This is a genomic window from Paraburkholderia sp. BR10882, assembly GCF_040948855.1.
GTDB lineage: Bacteria > Pseudomonadota > Gammaproteobacteria > Burkholderiales > Burkholderiaceae > Paraburkholderia > Paraburkholderia nodosa_A.
The window spans coordinates 722,695-736,987 of the sequence record NZ_JBFPKP010000001.1 but is presented as its reverse complement, the minus strand read 5'-3'; the positions used below and the strand labels follow the sequence as shown (position 1 = coordinate 736,987).

Here is a 14,293-nt window from a genome sequence, read left to right as displayed (position 1 = left end):
GAAGCCGATCCGCGAGACCGGCTTCGCTCACGGGCGCGCCAACCCGCAAACAACCCGCAAGCAACCCGAGCACCGAGAGGACTGACTCCCGATGACCATTCGCGTCCTGCACGTAGCCAGCGAGCTGTATCCGCTCCTGAAGACCGGCGGCCTCGCCGACGTTACCGCCGCCCTGCCCGCCGCGCTGATCGAACAAGGCGCCGACGCCCGCCTGCTGCTGCCGGGCTTCGCGCCCGTGGCGGCGGGCCTCGAGGACCTGCGCCCCGTCGCGCGCCTTACGCGCACGTTCGGCGCGCCCGAGGCGACGCTCGAACTCGGGCGTCTGCCCGGCAGCGAGCTGGCCGTCTACATGATCCGCGCCGATGCGTTCTACGCGCGCCCCGGCAACCCCTACCTCGACGCCGAGCACGTGCCCTACGGCGACAACGCGCAACGTTTCGCGCTGCTCGGCTGGACCGCCGCGCAACTCGCGCTGCACCTCGATGCCGACTGGGCGCCCGCGATCGTGCAGGCGCACGACTGGCATGCGGGACTCGCGCCGGCCTACCTGCGCGCGGCGGCGCGCGAGCGCGGCACGAGCTTGGCGCCCGGCGGCGCGCGCTCGATCTTCACGATTCACAACCTCGCGTATCAGGGCATCTTCCCCGCGCAGCAGTTCGACACGCTCGGCCTGCCGCGCGACTTCTTCGACATGCATGGCGTGGAGTTCTACGGCCAGCTTTCGTTTCTGAAAGCCGGCCTCTATTTCGCCGACAAGATCACGACGGTGAGCCCGACCTACGCACGCGAGATTCAGACGGTCGCCCAGGGCGGCGGCCTCGAGGCGCTGCTGCGCGGCCGCACGCACGACCTCGTCGGCATTCTCAATGGCGTGGACTACGCCGTCTGGAATCCGTCGAGCGACGCGGCCATCGCCACGCGCTATTCGGCCACACGCCAGAGCGGCAAGATGCGCTGCAAGGCGGCGCTGCAGACGCGCATGAAGCTCGCGCAGAAGCACGACGCCCCGGTGTTCGGCGTGGTGAGCCGGCTCACCGAGCAAAAGGGCCTCGACCTGCTGCTCGCGGCGCTGCCCGAGATCGTCGCGCGCGGCGGGCAGCTCGTCGTGCTAGGCACCGGCGACCCTAGCCTCGAACAGGGCTATACGCGCGCCGCGCACCAGCATCCCGAATCGGTGGCCGTGGAGCTGGGCTTCGACGAGACGCTCGCGCACGAGATCGTCGCGGGCGCCGACGTGATGATGGTCCCCTCGCGCTTCGAGCCGTGCGGGCTCACGCAGCTCTATGCGCTCGCTTATGGCGCGCTGCCGCTCGTGCACCGTGTGGGCGGACTCGCCGATACGGTGGTCGATGCCTCGCTGGAGAATCTCGCCGATGGTCTCGCCACCGGCTTCGTGTTCGAGCGCTTCGAGCCCGACGCGCTCACGGCCGCGATCCGCCGCGCCTTCGCGCTCTACGGGCGCAGCCGCGACTGGCGCGAGACGCGCTCGCGTGCAATGCAGCAGGACTTCGGCTGGGCCGCGTCGGCGCAACGCTACATGGCGCTCTATCGCGAGCTAGCCGGTCAACACGTCGTGGCCTAGCGCCCGCCCGGACGCATTGCAGCCGCTGGCAGCGAGCGCGCGCGCAACACCGCGCCCACGCATCCATCGACTGGGCGCAGCGAATTCGGTTATCGTTGCTGCACCTGCGCAAAGGCGCGCTGCTCGAAGCGCCGCAAGCGATAACGAAATCTGGACCGGCCATGAAAAACGTTTTGAGCATCCAGTCGCACGTCGTGTTCGGTCACGCGGGCAACAGCGCCGCGGTGTTTCCCATGCGCCGCCTGGGCGTCAATGTCTGGCCGCTCAACACGGTGCAGTTCTCGAATCACACGCAATACGGCCACTGGACCGGCGCCGCCATCGGCTCGGACGAGGTCGTGGATCTCGTCGAAGGCATCGGCGCGATCGGCGTGCTGCCGCGCTGCGATGCGGTGCTCTCTGGCTACCTCGGCGCCCCCGAGCAGGCCCAGGCCGTGATCGACGTGGTGCGCGCCGTCAAGGCCGCCAACCCGCAGGCGCGCTACTTTTGCGACCCGGTGATGGGCACGCTCAACGCCGAGAACGGCTGCCGCGTCGAGCCCGGCATTCAGGAGTTCCTCGTGCGCAACATGCCCGAGGTCGCCGACGCGATGATCCCCAATCACATCGAGCTGCAACGACTCGTGGGCCGCGAGATCGAGACCGCGGAAGAAGGTGTGCTCGCGTGCCGCGAATTGCTGCGCCGCGGCCCGAAGCTGGTCCTCGTGAAGCATCTGCTCGACCGCAACAGCCCTGCCGACCGCTTCAACATGCTCGTCGTGACCGAGCATGAAGCATGGCTCGGCCAGCGCCCGCTCTACCCGTTCGCGCGCCAGCCGGTGGGCGTGGGCGACGTGACGAGCGCGGTGTTCGTCGCGCGCCTGATGCTCGGCGACTCGCTGCGCCGCGCGTTCGAACACACGCTCGCGGCCGTGAACGCCGTAGTGAAGGCGACTTACGACGCAGGCCGTTACGAGCTGGAAATCGTCGCGGCGCAAGACCAGATCGCGCGCCCGCGCGAATGGTTCGACGCCTGGGCGGTGGAAGCCGCCTAAACTGAAGCGGTGCGCGCGCGGCCTATAATGCCGTCCGCATGACTCGCGGCGGCCAGACACAGTGCACGGCCGCGGCGCCCACCGTCTTTAGAGAATGACCGATGTCCGATTCAATCCGTAGCGAACAGGAAGAGTATTTCGAGCAGCTTTGCCTTGCCGTCGACGCCGGCGAGACCCACGAGCAGGAAGCCATCGAATACTTCGAGGAACACAGCCACGAAAGCGGTTTCGACGCCGCCGTGTGGCTCGACATCGCGCTTTACCATGCACCCGACGTCGCGCGCGGCATCATCGACTTCGTCGACGAGAGCGAGCGCGAACGCAGCGACATCGCCCAGACCATTGCCGACACGCTCGACATCTCGTACGGCGACGACGAATGCGCACGCTTCGAAGCGACGATTCGCTTCGCGCTCGCCAATGGCATTCCCGTCGATCTCGACGTGGTGCTCGACGGCTGCAACCGCGCGCTCGACGACCTCGAAGCATGGGCGAGCGCCGACACCATGGCGCCGCTCGTGCGCCTGCGCGACGCGCTCTTCGAACTGCAAAGGGGCGAGTAGCCCGAGCGCGCGGCACGGCGTGAGCGGCTGACCTGGCGGCCTGATATATTGCTCGCCATCCGCCGCCTCGCGAGGGCGCGCGCCCAGCCGGCGCACATGGGGAGCTGGCTGAGACCCCCACGAGACACGCCACCCACGCGCGCAGCCGTCGCACAGCCCGTTCCGGCAAGCCGCAGTCGCAATCAGCAAGACGCAAGACCCGAAGACGAGACGCCCCGTCTACGCGCCACGCCGGCGCGCGGCGCGGCGTACCCGGACAAAACGCACACAAGAACACCGCGCCGCTGTCGCGCAAGGAGTCACCATGAGTCCCGCTGCCGCGCCTGCAACCGCTGGCGCCTGCGCATTCGCCACGCCGTACCGGGCGTGCCGCAGGCTTGCGGCTGGGCTCCTGATCGGCGCGCTGGCCACCGTCGGCACGCTCGGCGCGAGCCGCAGCGCTCTGGCCGCCGGCCCGCTCGACGTGCGCATCGGCTTCGTCTCGCCGCTCTCGGGCGACTCCGCCGACTACGGCCGCGATCTGCAAAACGGCGTGCAGCTCGCCCTCGACGAGGCGAACGCGCAAAACCTCAAGATCGGCGAGCAGGCGGCGCACTTCGAACTCGTGCCCATCGACGATCGCAGCGACCCACGCCTCGGCGTGCAGGCCGCCGCGACGCTGGCGAATCAGGGAGTGAACGCCGTGGTCGGCCACTTCAACTCGGGCTCGGCCATTCCGGCCTCGCGCATCTACGAGAGCGCGGGCATCCCGATGATCAGCCCCGCGGCCACCAATCCCGTCATCACGTCGCAAGGCTTCGCGAACACCTTCATGGTGATTGCAAACGACGCGCAGAACGCCGGCATCGCAGGCGCCTGGGCGGTGGACGTGATGAAGGCCAAACGCGTGGCCATCATCGACGACCGCACCGCCTTCGGTCAGGGCGAAGCCGACATGTTCGAGCGCGCGGTGCGCGAGCATGGCGGCAACGTGGTCGCGCGCGAGTTCGCGCAAAGCGTGGCGAGCGACTTCGGCCCGCAGCTCGCGAAAATCAAGGCCGCCGATGCCGATCTGCTCTACTTCGGCGGCCTCGCGCACCAGGGCGCGGCGCTCGCGAAGCAGATGAAGGCGCGCAGCATGAACGCGCAGTTCGTGGGCGGCGGCGGCGTGGCGAACGCCGACTTCACCCAGGCCGCGGGCGCAGCCGCCGAAGGCGCGATGGCCTGGGAGTACGGCCGCCCGCTCGCGCAGCTGCCGGAGGGCCCGCGTTTCGAGCAAGCCTATAAAGCCCGCTTCGGCGCCAACGTGCTCGCCTACGCGCCGTTCGGCTACGACGCGGCGTGGGCCGCGATCCACGCGATGGTCAACGCGAAATCGGCGCAACCCGAGGTCTACCGCAGCGCGCTCAAGACGCTCGCCTTCGACGGCGTGACGGGCCGCATTGCCTTCGAGCCAGACGGCTCGCTCAAGAACGGCGCCTCCACGCTCTGGCAGGTGAAGAAAGGCGTGTGGGTGCCCGTGACGACGCGCGGCGGCTGAGCGCCGCTCACGGTTGCTGCGGCGCGCTCGCCGCCCGCACGACGATCTGCGCGTGCGTGTCGCGCTCGATGCGCAAGAGCGCGTCGCGCATCCGCGCGAATTCGTCGGCCGTGCACATCTGGTGACCAAAACGCGCCGCTAGCCGCCGCTCGATCTGCAGCGTGCGCGAGCGCGCGTCGAACACGTAATGCGACGTGTAGTCGAGAAACGCGTCGCTCGCTTGCGTGTCTTGCGGCACATCGGTCACGCGCGCGAACGCGGGCAGCACGATCTGCGCGCTCTCCGTGAATTCCCCGCCGATGCACGCCCACGGCTGCGTGCGGCGCGGCTGCGCGAGCCAGCTGTCGATCTGCGTGGCAATGCCACCCGTGAAGCTGCTCGTGGCGGGGATTGCCGTCGTGCCGTCGCGCCAGACCACATGATCGAGTGTGCCTTCCATCGTCACCGAAAACGGTCCGTCGGTTGCCTCGGTCGGGGCCGTGCTGACGTGCGCGGTGCCGGCGAGTCCGGTGAGCCGCAGGCGCTGTGCCGCGAGTTGCTGCGCCTGCGCGTGCGTGGCGCGGCGAAACGAGTTGCGCTCGGGCTCCGCGCCCGCGCCTTCGTCTTCCACGTAGTAGCTGTAGGTGGCGTCGCCGGTCGCCGCCACCTCGAGCGACAGGCGCGCCGTGCGCTCGCGCCGCACGGTCGCGGGCGTACGCGAAAGCACGCCGTCGTCGACGAGCAGCACGGGCCGGTCCATCACGCCTGGCGGCAAATAACCGAACGCGTAGCCGCCCGAAGAGGTATCCGCATACACGCCGAGGTCGGACAGCCACGCAATCGCATGGTTGATCGCGTGCGCGCCATAGCCCGGCACGTCGGGCAGCGTATAGACGGGGCCGAGATCGAGCAGCACGGGCTCGGCGCGTATGCCCACCGCCGCGAGCAGCGCGCTGAAGAGCGCCACGTGGTCCTTGCAGTCGCCGTAGCGGTTGTGCAGGATGTCGGTCGCGCGATGCGGCACGGCCGCGGTCTCGCCAAGAAAGAGCGCGACATAGCGGATATTGAAGCGCATCCAGTCGTAAATGCGGCGCGCCTTCTCGCGCGGGTCGCTCACGCCCGCCGTGAGCGCCTGCGCAAGCGACGCGATGGCCGGATCGGTCCCGGTGGGATCGGCGGCGGCTTCGCGATAACGCGCGGCGAACGCGGCGAAGTCGGGCATTGTCGACACCATCAGCCGGTCGCCCCAGTTCACGTAGGCGACCGCCCCAGCTTCGAGCGGCGGATAGGGGCCGTGCCGGTAGTCGAACGCGTAGCGGGTGCGGCCGTTCGCCGTCTCGGGGGCGAGCGCCGCGTAGCCACGCGCGTCGGCGTGGAGCGGCACGTTGGCGGGCAAATCGAAGATGAGGCGCTGAAACTCGACCGGTTCGCCCGTCGGCTCGACGAAGTACGAGAACGAGCCCGCGTCGAGCGCCTTCGCGCGGCGCTTGGCGAAATGCAGATGCACGCGCGACCCGACCTGGACGCCCGGAAAGATCACCGTGCGCAGCACGCCGTCCTCGAACGTGGGCGCGCCCGCCGAGCGCGGCTCCTGCACGTCGCGAATGCCGCTTGCGCCGACCGCGTGCGCGGTGCCGTCCGGATCGACGGTTTCGGCCGACAGCTGGGTAATCGTTTCGATATCCTTATTGAACCAGACGTAACGCTGGGCGATCTCGTCCACGCCGGCGGTGGTGTTGGCGCGCAGCACGGTGTCGTCGTCCTCGACGACCGAGCCGTCCTGCTGCACGACGAACAGATGCACGTCGCGCTCGAGCGTGTATGGCGGCACGTCGGTTTGCGCGGCGCGATCGGCGGTCTCGACGCGTGCCGTGCTGTCGGGGCTGCGGTCGCTCGCCTGGGCGCGGGCATGGCCGCTCACAACTGCCAACGTCAACGCTAGACACGACGCAACGCACCGGGCGGCGCGTCTGAGCCCCTCGCCTCGCGTCATGGGCGTCTCAGGCGCGCGCCGCGGCTTGCGCGGGGTTCGGCCATGAGGTCTGCGCGAGAGAGCACTCGCGCTGCGCGACACGCCATGCGCGGGGACTCGCGCCGAACTCCGCGCGAAACGCCGCGTTGAAGTTCGACAGATCGTTGAAGCCGCTCGCGAGCGCAACGTCGACGATCTTCGCTTCGTCGTCGGCGGCAAGATGCAGGGCGGCGGCGCGCAATCGCGCGCGCAGCAGGTATTGATGCGGCGTCACGCCGGCCACCGCCGAGAAGGTGCGCAGAAAATAGAACTCACTCACGCCCGCCGCGCTCGCGAGGCTGGCGAGCGTATGCGCATCGTCGGGCGTTTCGTCGATCAGCCGCAGCGTCGCAACCACACGTGCCGCCGCCGCGGCGCCCGGCGTGGCAGGCGTCGCCGCGTCCTTGCCGCTCGCGACCACGCGCAAGGTCGCGAGCGCGAGTTCCAGTGCAATTTCGCCCCAGGCGGCCACCCCGGTCGCATGGTCCCGCTCTTGCGCGAGCGCGTCGGCGCAAGCGTGCGCCACGAGCGGCGCGAGCGCGCGCACCGGCGGCACCCGCGCGGCCCGCCAGCGGCGCGCGCCGGGCGCGAGGCCCGCGGCTGCGGCCTGCTCGTCGAGCCAGCCAGGGTCGTAGTGGAACGAGAGGCAGCGGTCGCCCGCCGCATGACGGTGGCCGCATTCGAAGCAGGCGCCGGTTTCCCCGAGCATGAGCGCGCCGGGCGTCATCAGCGCGCGCGCGTTGCCGCTGCGGTAGCCGAATACGCCCGCCGCCACGACGGCGAGGCACGCGCTCGTGTGGCGCTCCTCGTAAGGCCGGTCGCCGGGACCGAGCGTGCAGACCACATCGTCGACCGACCAGCCGGCGCCCGCCGCGAGCGGACGCGCCGTGGGCGCACGGCCGCTATCGGCGCGGCCTTCGCGCTCGCGCTGGGCGAGCGCGCGTTGCAATGAAACGGCGAGACCTTGCACGGCAACCTCGCGTGAAGTTGGCACGTTCGTTGGCTACGTTCGTTGACTACGTTCGTAGGCTACGTCTGCCGTTGTAACACATCGCCGCGAGCGTCGCCGGAGCGGCCCCGGCTGCTATCGCCGCCGTTCCTCGATGGCGCGCAGAAGCGACAGCGCGATGCCCTCGGCGGCAAGGCGCACCTCGTCGAGCGCCGGAAACGACGGCGCAATCCGCAGATGACTGTCGTGCGGATCGACGCCATACGGAAACGCCGCGCCCGCGGGCGTGAGGACGAGTCCCGCCGCCGCCGCGAGTTCGACCGTGCGGCGCGCGCAACCCTCGGGCGCATAAAGGCTGATGAAATAGCCGCCGCGCGGCACGTTCCAGCTCACGCCGGGTACGCCGGCAAGGCGCGCGCGGAACACCTCGTCGACCGCATCGAACTTCGGCTTGAGCAGCGCCCGATGGCGCGCCATCAACCCGGTGAGCGTCGCGCGGTCGCGCAGGAAGCGCACGTGGCGCAGCTGGTTGAGCTTGTCCGGCCCGATCGTGCGCACGGTTGAGTGCTTCTGCCACCAGGCCACGTTACGCGGCGCAGCGGCGAGCCACGCGAACGCCCCGCCGCCGAAGGTCACCTTCGAGAGCGACGCGAACATCAGCGCGCGGTCTGCGTGGCCCGCCGCCGCGCAGGCTTCGAATACGTCGAGCGTCGTGTGCGCTTCGTCGCTCAGATGGTGAAAGCGGTAGGCGTCGTCCCAGAAGAGCCGGAAATCGGGCGCGGCGGGCATGGCGGCCAGGCGCCGGATCACCTCGTCGGACCAGATCGCGCCCGTCGGGTTGCTGTAGAGCGGCACGCACCACATGCCCTTGATCGACGCATCGTCGCGCACGAGCGCTTCCACGCGGTCCATGTCGGGGCCGTCCTCGTGCATCGGCACGGCGATCATGCGCACGCCCAGCGCCTCGCAGATCGCGAAGTGGCGGTCGTAGCCCGGCACCGGGCACAGGAATGCGATCTCGCTCTGCGCTCGCCATGGCGCGCCCACCTCTGCGCCCTCGCCCGCCGGCACGCCGTGCAGCAGCGCGAAAGTCAGCGCGTCGTGCATCAGTTCGAGGCTCGAATTACCCGCCGCGATCACCTGGGCGGCCGGCACGCCGAGCAGCCCAGCGCCCAGCTCGCGCGCCTCGGGCAAGCCGCTCGCCAGGCCGTAGTTGCGGCAATCGAAGCCATCGCGCGCGAGATAGCCCGCCTGTGCGGCTTCGTCGATGAGCGCCTGCGAGAGGTCGAGCTGTTCGGGCGAAGGCTTGCCGCGCGACATGTCGAGCCGCATCTGCAGTTGCTGGAATCGTTCGTAGGTCAAATCGACGGGCGGCGACATCAACATGGGCTTCTCCAGAAAGCGAAGGACGATGCGAAGAACAACGCGAAGGGTCGGTACGGCCCCAGTATCGGCGCGCCCCCGCGTTCAGACAAACGCGTTATATTGAAGCCTTCGATCAATTTTTCTTATACCAATGAAGACCCTCGACCTCGACGTGCTGGCCATGGTGGTGGCCGTCGCCGACGCCGGCAGCTTCGTGCGCGGCGCCGCGCTCGTGCACCGCTCGCAGGCCGCGCTCAGCATGCAGATCCGCGCGCTCGAGGAATCCATCGGCAAGCCGCTCTTTATCCGTGCACCGCGCAGCGTCACGCCCACGCCCGACGGCCAGACGCTCATCGCCTACGCGCGGCGCATGCTCGCGTTGCGCGACGAAGCGTGGGCCTCGCTCGCGCACCCGGAAGTGACGGGGCGCGTGTCGATCGGCGTGCCCGACGATTACGCGTCCTCGCTCATGCCGCCGGTCCTGCGCAAGTTCTCGGCGAACTGGCCGAAGGTGGAGATCCAGGTGATCGGGCTGCCGAGCAGCGCGCTCCTGCCGCTCCTGAAGGACAACAAGATCGACCTGGCCTGCATCACGCGCACGCGAGGCCTCGCGGGCGAGTTCATCCGCTTCGAGCCGATGGTGTGGGCCGCGCCCCCCGCGGCGGTGAGTGCGGCGAGCGGGCGCGAGATCTGGCGCGAGCGTCCCTTGCCGGTCGCCCTCTTCGGCGGCGGCAGCGTCGCGCACACGAACGCGATCCAGGCGCTGGAGCGCGCGAAGATCGCCTATCGCACATCGTATGAAAGCCCGAGCCTGATGGGCCTGTGCAGCATGGTGGCCGCGGGTCTCGCCATCGCGCCGCTCGCGCGCTGCGCGGTGCCCGAGACGTTCGTCACGCTCGGCCGCCAGCATGGCCTCCCGGCACTGCCCGAACTGGAAGTGGTGCTCGCGCGCAGCGCGCGCTCGAACCGTCCGCCGTGCGACTTTCTCGCCGACCAGATCCTCGCGGAACTGCGCGTTCAGGAGCGGTGATCTTCCGACGATGCTTCGGGCAACGAATCAGTCGATCAATCGTCGCCCAGCCGCGAAAGCAACGCGTAGAGGCGAGAGACATGCCGCAATAGCATTTCGCGATGCTTCTCGATCTGTTCGAGGCGGCCTTCGAGGTCGGCGCGCACGCGCTCGTCGGGGTCGGCGTAGTTGATCACGTCTTCGATACGCGAGCGCAGCACCGCGGGCTCGACCGGCGGCACGCTCAGGTAGCGCTCGAGCTTGCGCACGTCCTGCGCGGCGAGATCGCGGATCTTGCGCGTGCCCGCGAGACGCCGGTGCGCCTCGGGCGTCGCCGTCGCTTCCTCGCGCTTCGCGCCCTGGCCGAAGATCGGCTCGACGCGCAGCACAGGCGCCTTGCGTACCGGATGCGCGGTGCCGCGAAAGCGCGCGCGCGGCGTCTCGCTCGCGATCGCTTCGCGCGTCTCGTCGGGCACCTCGGCGCTGTCGTGCTTCACGTCCATCCAGCCTTCTGGCAGACCCGTGACGGCTTCCACGCCGCGCACGAACTCCGCGCTGAAGTCGCGCTGGCCCGACACGATCAGCTTCATGTAGCTCGCGGAAAACGTCATCATGCGCGCGAGCCGGGTGGCCGACCCGACCTCGCGCGTGAGCAGCGCCAGATTGGCACGCCACATCGGCATGAGCGTGGCGTTGGCATCGTCCATTGCGGAGCTCCTCCTTCGTTCGCGTCATCTGCCAATGATAAAGGCTGCGGCGCACCACGCGCGCTTTCGCGGGCCATCTGCCCCATACGCGCGCTGTCGTTGGCAATAGGGTCAGCTAACGGTAAAGGGAGCAAGGCACATGCCGACGACTGTCGGCCATGCACGGGGAAATGACTGAGGAAATGACGGCGAGCGGCGCGGCCGGACCTTGGCAGGCCTTAGAAATGGCCCGTGAAGCGGTAACGGCTGCCCGGATGCCAGAGATTGGCGACCGAGGCGACGAGCCCACGCGAGCGGGTGCGCCGGTGCAATACGAGGCACGGCTCGGCCTCCCCCATCGCGAGGTGCGCGCGCGTCTGCGCCTCGGGGGCGAGCGCCTCGATGCGATACTCCACGCCCTGCAGCGGCGCGACATGCACGAGGTACTGGTTCGGCGTAATGTGCGTGAAGTCCTGCGCCGCGTAATCGGGCGCGACGGCGGGATTGACCCAGCGCTCTTCTAGCTGCACGGGCTCGTCGTTTTCGAAGTGAAGCACCCGCGAGTTGAACACCTGATCGTTCGCGGCGAGCCCCATTTCGACGGCGAGCGCCTCGTCGGCGCGATGCACGCCGATCTCGAGCACCTCGGCGCGGTAGCGGTGCCCGCGCGCGAGGATTTCGTCGGAGATGCTGCGAATGGCGACGAGCGTCGATTCGTACTTCGGCCGCGCGACGAAGGTGCCCGCGCCCTGCACGCGCGTGAGCACCTGTTCCGCGGTGAGTTCGCGCAACGCCCGGTTCACGGTCATGCGCGCGACCTTGAACTCGCGCGCCAGTTCGTTCTCCGAAGGCACCTGGTCGCCCTCACTCCACTCACCGGCGTGAATGCGCGCGAGGACGAAGTCCTTGATGCCCTGGTATGCGGGAGCGTTCATCGCGTTGGCCCGTGCTTTGGCTTGGCGTCTGCTTGTGCGTGATCGCGCGTGCTTGCGCTTTACTGCGCCTCGGATTCGAATGCCAACGGGCTGTGCGAAGCGATGGCACCGTTCTGCACGAGACGCGCAATCGCTTCGATATCCGGCGCGAAGTAGCGGTCGAGGTCGTAGTGCGGCACCTCGGCACGCACCGACTGCATCACATGCGCAAGCGCAGGGCTCGTGTGGTGCGGCGCGCGCAGGTCCACGCCCTGGGCCGCGGCGAGCAGTTCGATCGCGAGGATGTTGGCCGTGTTGTCGGCGATGTCGGCGAGCTTGCGCGCGGCGAACGTCGCCATCGACACGTGGTCTTCCTGGTTTGCCGAGGTCGGCAGCGAATCGACCGAAGCGGGATGCGCGAGCGTCTTGTTTTCCGACGCCAGTGCAGCCGCCGTGACGTGCGCGATCATGAAGCCCGAATTCACCCCGCCGTCCTTCACGAGGAAAGGCGGCAGGCCCGAGAGCGTGGCGTCGATGAGCAGCGCGATGCGGCGCTCGGCCAGCGCGCCGATTTCGGCTGCGGCCAGCGCGAGATTGTCGGCGGCGAAGGCCACCGGCTCCGCGTGGAAGTTGCCGCCCGAAAGCACTTCGTTCGTTTCCGGGAAGATCAGCGGATTGTCCGACACCGCGTTCGCTTCGATGAGCAGCACCTGCGCTGCGTGACGCATCTGGTCGAGACACGCGCCCATCACCTGCGGCTGGCAGCGCAGCGAGTACGGGTCCTGGACCTTGCCGCAGTCGCGGTGCGAGAGGTTGATCGCCGAGCCTTCGAGCAGCGTGCGATAGGCCGCGGCCGCCTCGATCTGGCCGCGATGGCCGCGCAGTTCGTGAATGCGCGCGTCGAACGGCTTCACCGAACCTGCCGCCGCGTCCACGCAGAGCGCGCCCGAGACGAGCGCCGTGCGGTACAGGTCCTCGATCGCGAACATGTTGTAGATCGCGAGCGCCGCGGAAGCCTGCGTGCCGTTGAGCAGCGCGAGACCTTCCTTGGCCTGCAGCGCGAGCGGCTTGAGGCCCGCAGCCGCGAGACCGGCTTCGGCGCTGGCGCGCTCGCCGCGGATGAACACTTCGCCGATGCCGAGCAGCACCGCCGACATATGCGCGAGCGGCGCGAGGTCGCCCGAGGCGCCCACCGAGCCCTTCACGGGAATGAGCGGCAGCACGTCGGCGTTGAACAGCGTGATGAGCGCGTCCATCACTTCGCGGCGGATGCCCGAATAGCCCCGGCCCAGGCTCGACAGCTTCAGCGCCATGAGCAGACGCACGACCGGGCGCGACATCGGCTCGCCCACGCCCACGGCGTGCGAGAGCACCAGATTGCGTTGCAGCAGTTCGAGCTGGTCGCTCGGGATATGCGTGCTCGCGAGACGCCCGAAGCCCGTATTGATGCCGTAGGCGGGCTCGCCCTTCGCCGTGATCTCGGCAACGGCGCGTGCGCCAGCGTCGATGGCCGTGAAGCTGGCCGGATCGAGCTCGAGCCGCACTGCCTCGCGCGCGATCTGGCGCAGGTGGGGCAGGGTCAGATGGCCGGGCGTGAGGCGAAGGGTGGGGAGCATGGTCGAATCCTGTCTATACAAGTCGCGAAAGTGGCCGAAGTCTAGCCTGGCGCGCCTGTCTATACAACTCCCCTTTGCGGCCCGTGTAGCCTGGGATTATCCACGAGAGCGCCGCCGGCGCCCGTCACGCGTCGAGTTGCAGCCTGCCCCCGATAAACGCGAGAAAGCATTGCACGCGTGCGGCGAGCGCCGCACTGCGGTAGTAGACCGCGTGGATCGGCTGGCGCGATTCGATCAGCGCGTCGTCGACCACGGTGACGAGGCGGCCCGCCTCGCGGTCGGCCGTCGTGAGGAAGTCGGAGAGGCACGCAATGCCGCTGCCGGCGAGCGCGAGCTGGCGGATCGTCTCGCCGCTCGAGGCCAAAAGCGCGGGCGCGATCGTGTAGCCGGGCTCGGTCGCCTGGGTCTTTGCGGCCGTGTGCGTTTCGTCGCCGGCCGCCAGCCGCAGCGGCCAACCGTTCAGATGCGCGGGCGCCGTAAAGCCGATCAGCCGATGCTCGCGCAACGCGGCCACGCTGCGCGGCGTGCCGTGTGCCGCGAGATAGCCGGGACTCGCGACGATGCGCAAACGGCTCGTGCCGAGCGAGCGCGCGTGCAGCGTGGAGTCCTGCAGCGTGCCGATGCGAATGGCGATATCCACGCGCTGCTCCAGCAAATCGACGATGCGCTCGTTGTTCGTGAGTTCGAGTTCGATCTCGGGGTAAGCGTCGGCGAATGCCGCGACGTGCGGCACGATGCAGTGAAGCATGAACGGCGTGGCCGCATCCACGCGCAACCGCCCGGAGGGACGCTCGCGGTGGCGCGTGACGGCCTCCTCGGCGTCCGCCAGCGCCGCGAGAATCGTGCGAGCGCGATCGAGGAACAGCTCGCCCTCTTCGGTGAGTTGCAGGCGCCGCGTGGTGCGCAGGATCAGCGCGACACCGAGCTGCTTTTCGAGCCGCGTCAGCGCGCGGCTCACGCCCGAGACGGTCTGCTCGAGCTTTTCGGCCGCGGCGGTAATCGACCCCGCATCGATCACGGTGACGAATACGAGCAGTTCGTCGGTCGACGTCTTCATCGTGGACAT

At 69.0% G+C, this 14,293-nt stretch carries 12 protein-coding genes; 5 read left to right on the top strand and 7 right to left on the bottom strand.

What is annotated here, in order from left to right:
- Nucleotides 1-91 precede the first annotated feature (91 nt).
- The 4 genes from glgA to AB3X99_RS03385 all read left to right on the top strand — a co-directional run bounded on the left by glgA (nt 92) and on the right by AB3X99_RS03385 (nt 4,698).
- A complete protein-coding gene (gene glgA / locus AB3X99_RS03400) occupies nt 92-1,582 on the top strand; it encodes a glycogen synthase GlgA (RefSeq protein ID WP_368616115.1) in 1,491 nt (496 codons plus the stop codon).
- A gap of 161 nt (nt 1,583-1,743) precedes the next feature.
- Nucleotides 1,744-2,616 (top strand): pyridoxal kinase PdxY, encoded by an 873-nt coding sequence (pdxY, locus tag AB3X99_RS03395; protein WP_069269349.1) that lies wholly within the window; start codon nt 1,744-1,746, stop codon nt 2,614-2,616.
- Between the two features lie 101 nt (nt 2,617-2,717).
- Nucleotides 2,718-3,179 carry a hypothetical protein gene (locus AB3X99_RS03390; protein WP_069269344.1) on the top strand — a complete coding sequence of 154 codons (462 nt, stop codon included), beginning with the start codon at nt 2,718-2,720 and terminating at the stop codon, nt 3,177-3,179.
- A gap of 304 nt (nt 3,180-3,483) precedes the next feature.
- Nucleotides 3,484-4,698 carry a branched-chain amino acid ABC transporter substrate-binding protein gene (locus AB3X99_RS03385; protein WP_368616114.1) on the top strand — a complete coding sequence of 405 codons (1,215 nt, stop codon included), beginning with the start codon at nt 3,484-3,486 and terminating at the stop codon, nt 4,696-4,698.
- A gap of 7 nt (nt 4,699-4,705) precedes the next feature.
- On the opposite strand, the gene AB3X99_RS03380 is transcribed toward AB3X99_RS03385, so the two are convergent.
- The 3 genes from AB3X99_RS03380 to AB3X99_RS03370 all read right to left on the bottom strand — a co-directional run bounded on the left by AB3X99_RS03380 (nt 4,706) and on the right by AB3X99_RS03370 (nt 9,017).
- Nucleotides 4,706-6,613, bottom strand: coding sequence for a DUF3857 domain-containing transglutaminase family protein (locus tag AB3X99_RS03380; RefSeq protein WP_368616113.1), 1,908 nt, complete (start codon nt 6,611-6,613; stop codon nt 4,706-4,708).
- A gap of 64 nt (nt 6,614-6,677) precedes the next feature.
- Nucleotides 6,678-7,682, bottom strand: a complete 1,005-nt coding sequence (locus tag AB3X99_RS03375; RefSeq protein WP_368616112.1) for a helix-turn-helix transcriptional regulator — start codon at nt 7,680-7,682, stop codon at nt 6,678-6,680.
- Between the two features lie 90 nt (nt 7,683-7,772).
- Nucleotides 7,773-9,017, bottom strand: coding sequence for an aminotransferase class I/II-fold pyridoxal phosphate-dependent enzyme (locus AB3X99_RS03370; protein WP_368616260.1), 1,245 nt, complete (start codon nt 9,015-9,017; stop codon nt 7,773-7,775).
- A 136-nt stretch (nt 9,018-9,153) separates the two neighbouring features.
- Here AB3X99_RS03370 and AB3X99_RS03365 point away from each other — a divergent pair, with 136 nt between their 5' ends.
- Complete coding sequence (locus AB3X99_RS03365) at nt 9,154-10,032, top strand: LysR substrate-binding domain-containing protein (protein WP_069269346.1); 879 nt, start codon at nt 9,154-9,156, stop codon at nt 10,030-10,032.
- Between the two features lie 35 nt (nt 10,033-10,067).
- Here the strand turns inward: AB3X99_RS03365 and AB3X99_RS03360 are convergent, their stop codons facing one another.
- From AB3X99_RS03360 to AB3X99_RS03345, 4 genes are all read right to left on the bottom strand, one after another.
- Nucleotides 10,068-10,718, bottom strand: a complete 651-nt coding sequence (locus AB3X99_RS03360; protein WP_069269347.1) for a hypothetical protein — start codon at nt 10,716-10,718, stop codon at nt 10,068-10,070.
- A gap of 218 nt (nt 10,719-10,936) precedes the next feature.
- A complete protein-coding gene (gene hutC, locus AB3X99_RS03355; protein WP_368616111.1) occupies nt 10,937-11,632 on the bottom strand; it encodes a histidine utilization repressor in 696 nt (231 codons plus the stop codon).
- Between the two features lie 59 nt (nt 11,633-11,691).
- Entirely contained in the window at nt 11,692-13,227 is a 1,536-nt protein-coding gene (gene hutH / locus AB3X99_RS03350) for a histidine ammonia-lyase (protein WP_368616110.1), read from the bottom strand.
- 124 nt (nt 13,228-13,351) lie between these two features.
- Complete coding sequence (locus tag AB3X99_RS03345) at nt 13,352-14,284, bottom strand: LysR family transcriptional regulator (protein ID WP_069262915.1); 933 nt, start codon at nt 14,282-14,284, stop codon at nt 13,352-13,354.
- Nucleotides 14,285-14,293: the final 9 nt, after the last annotated feature.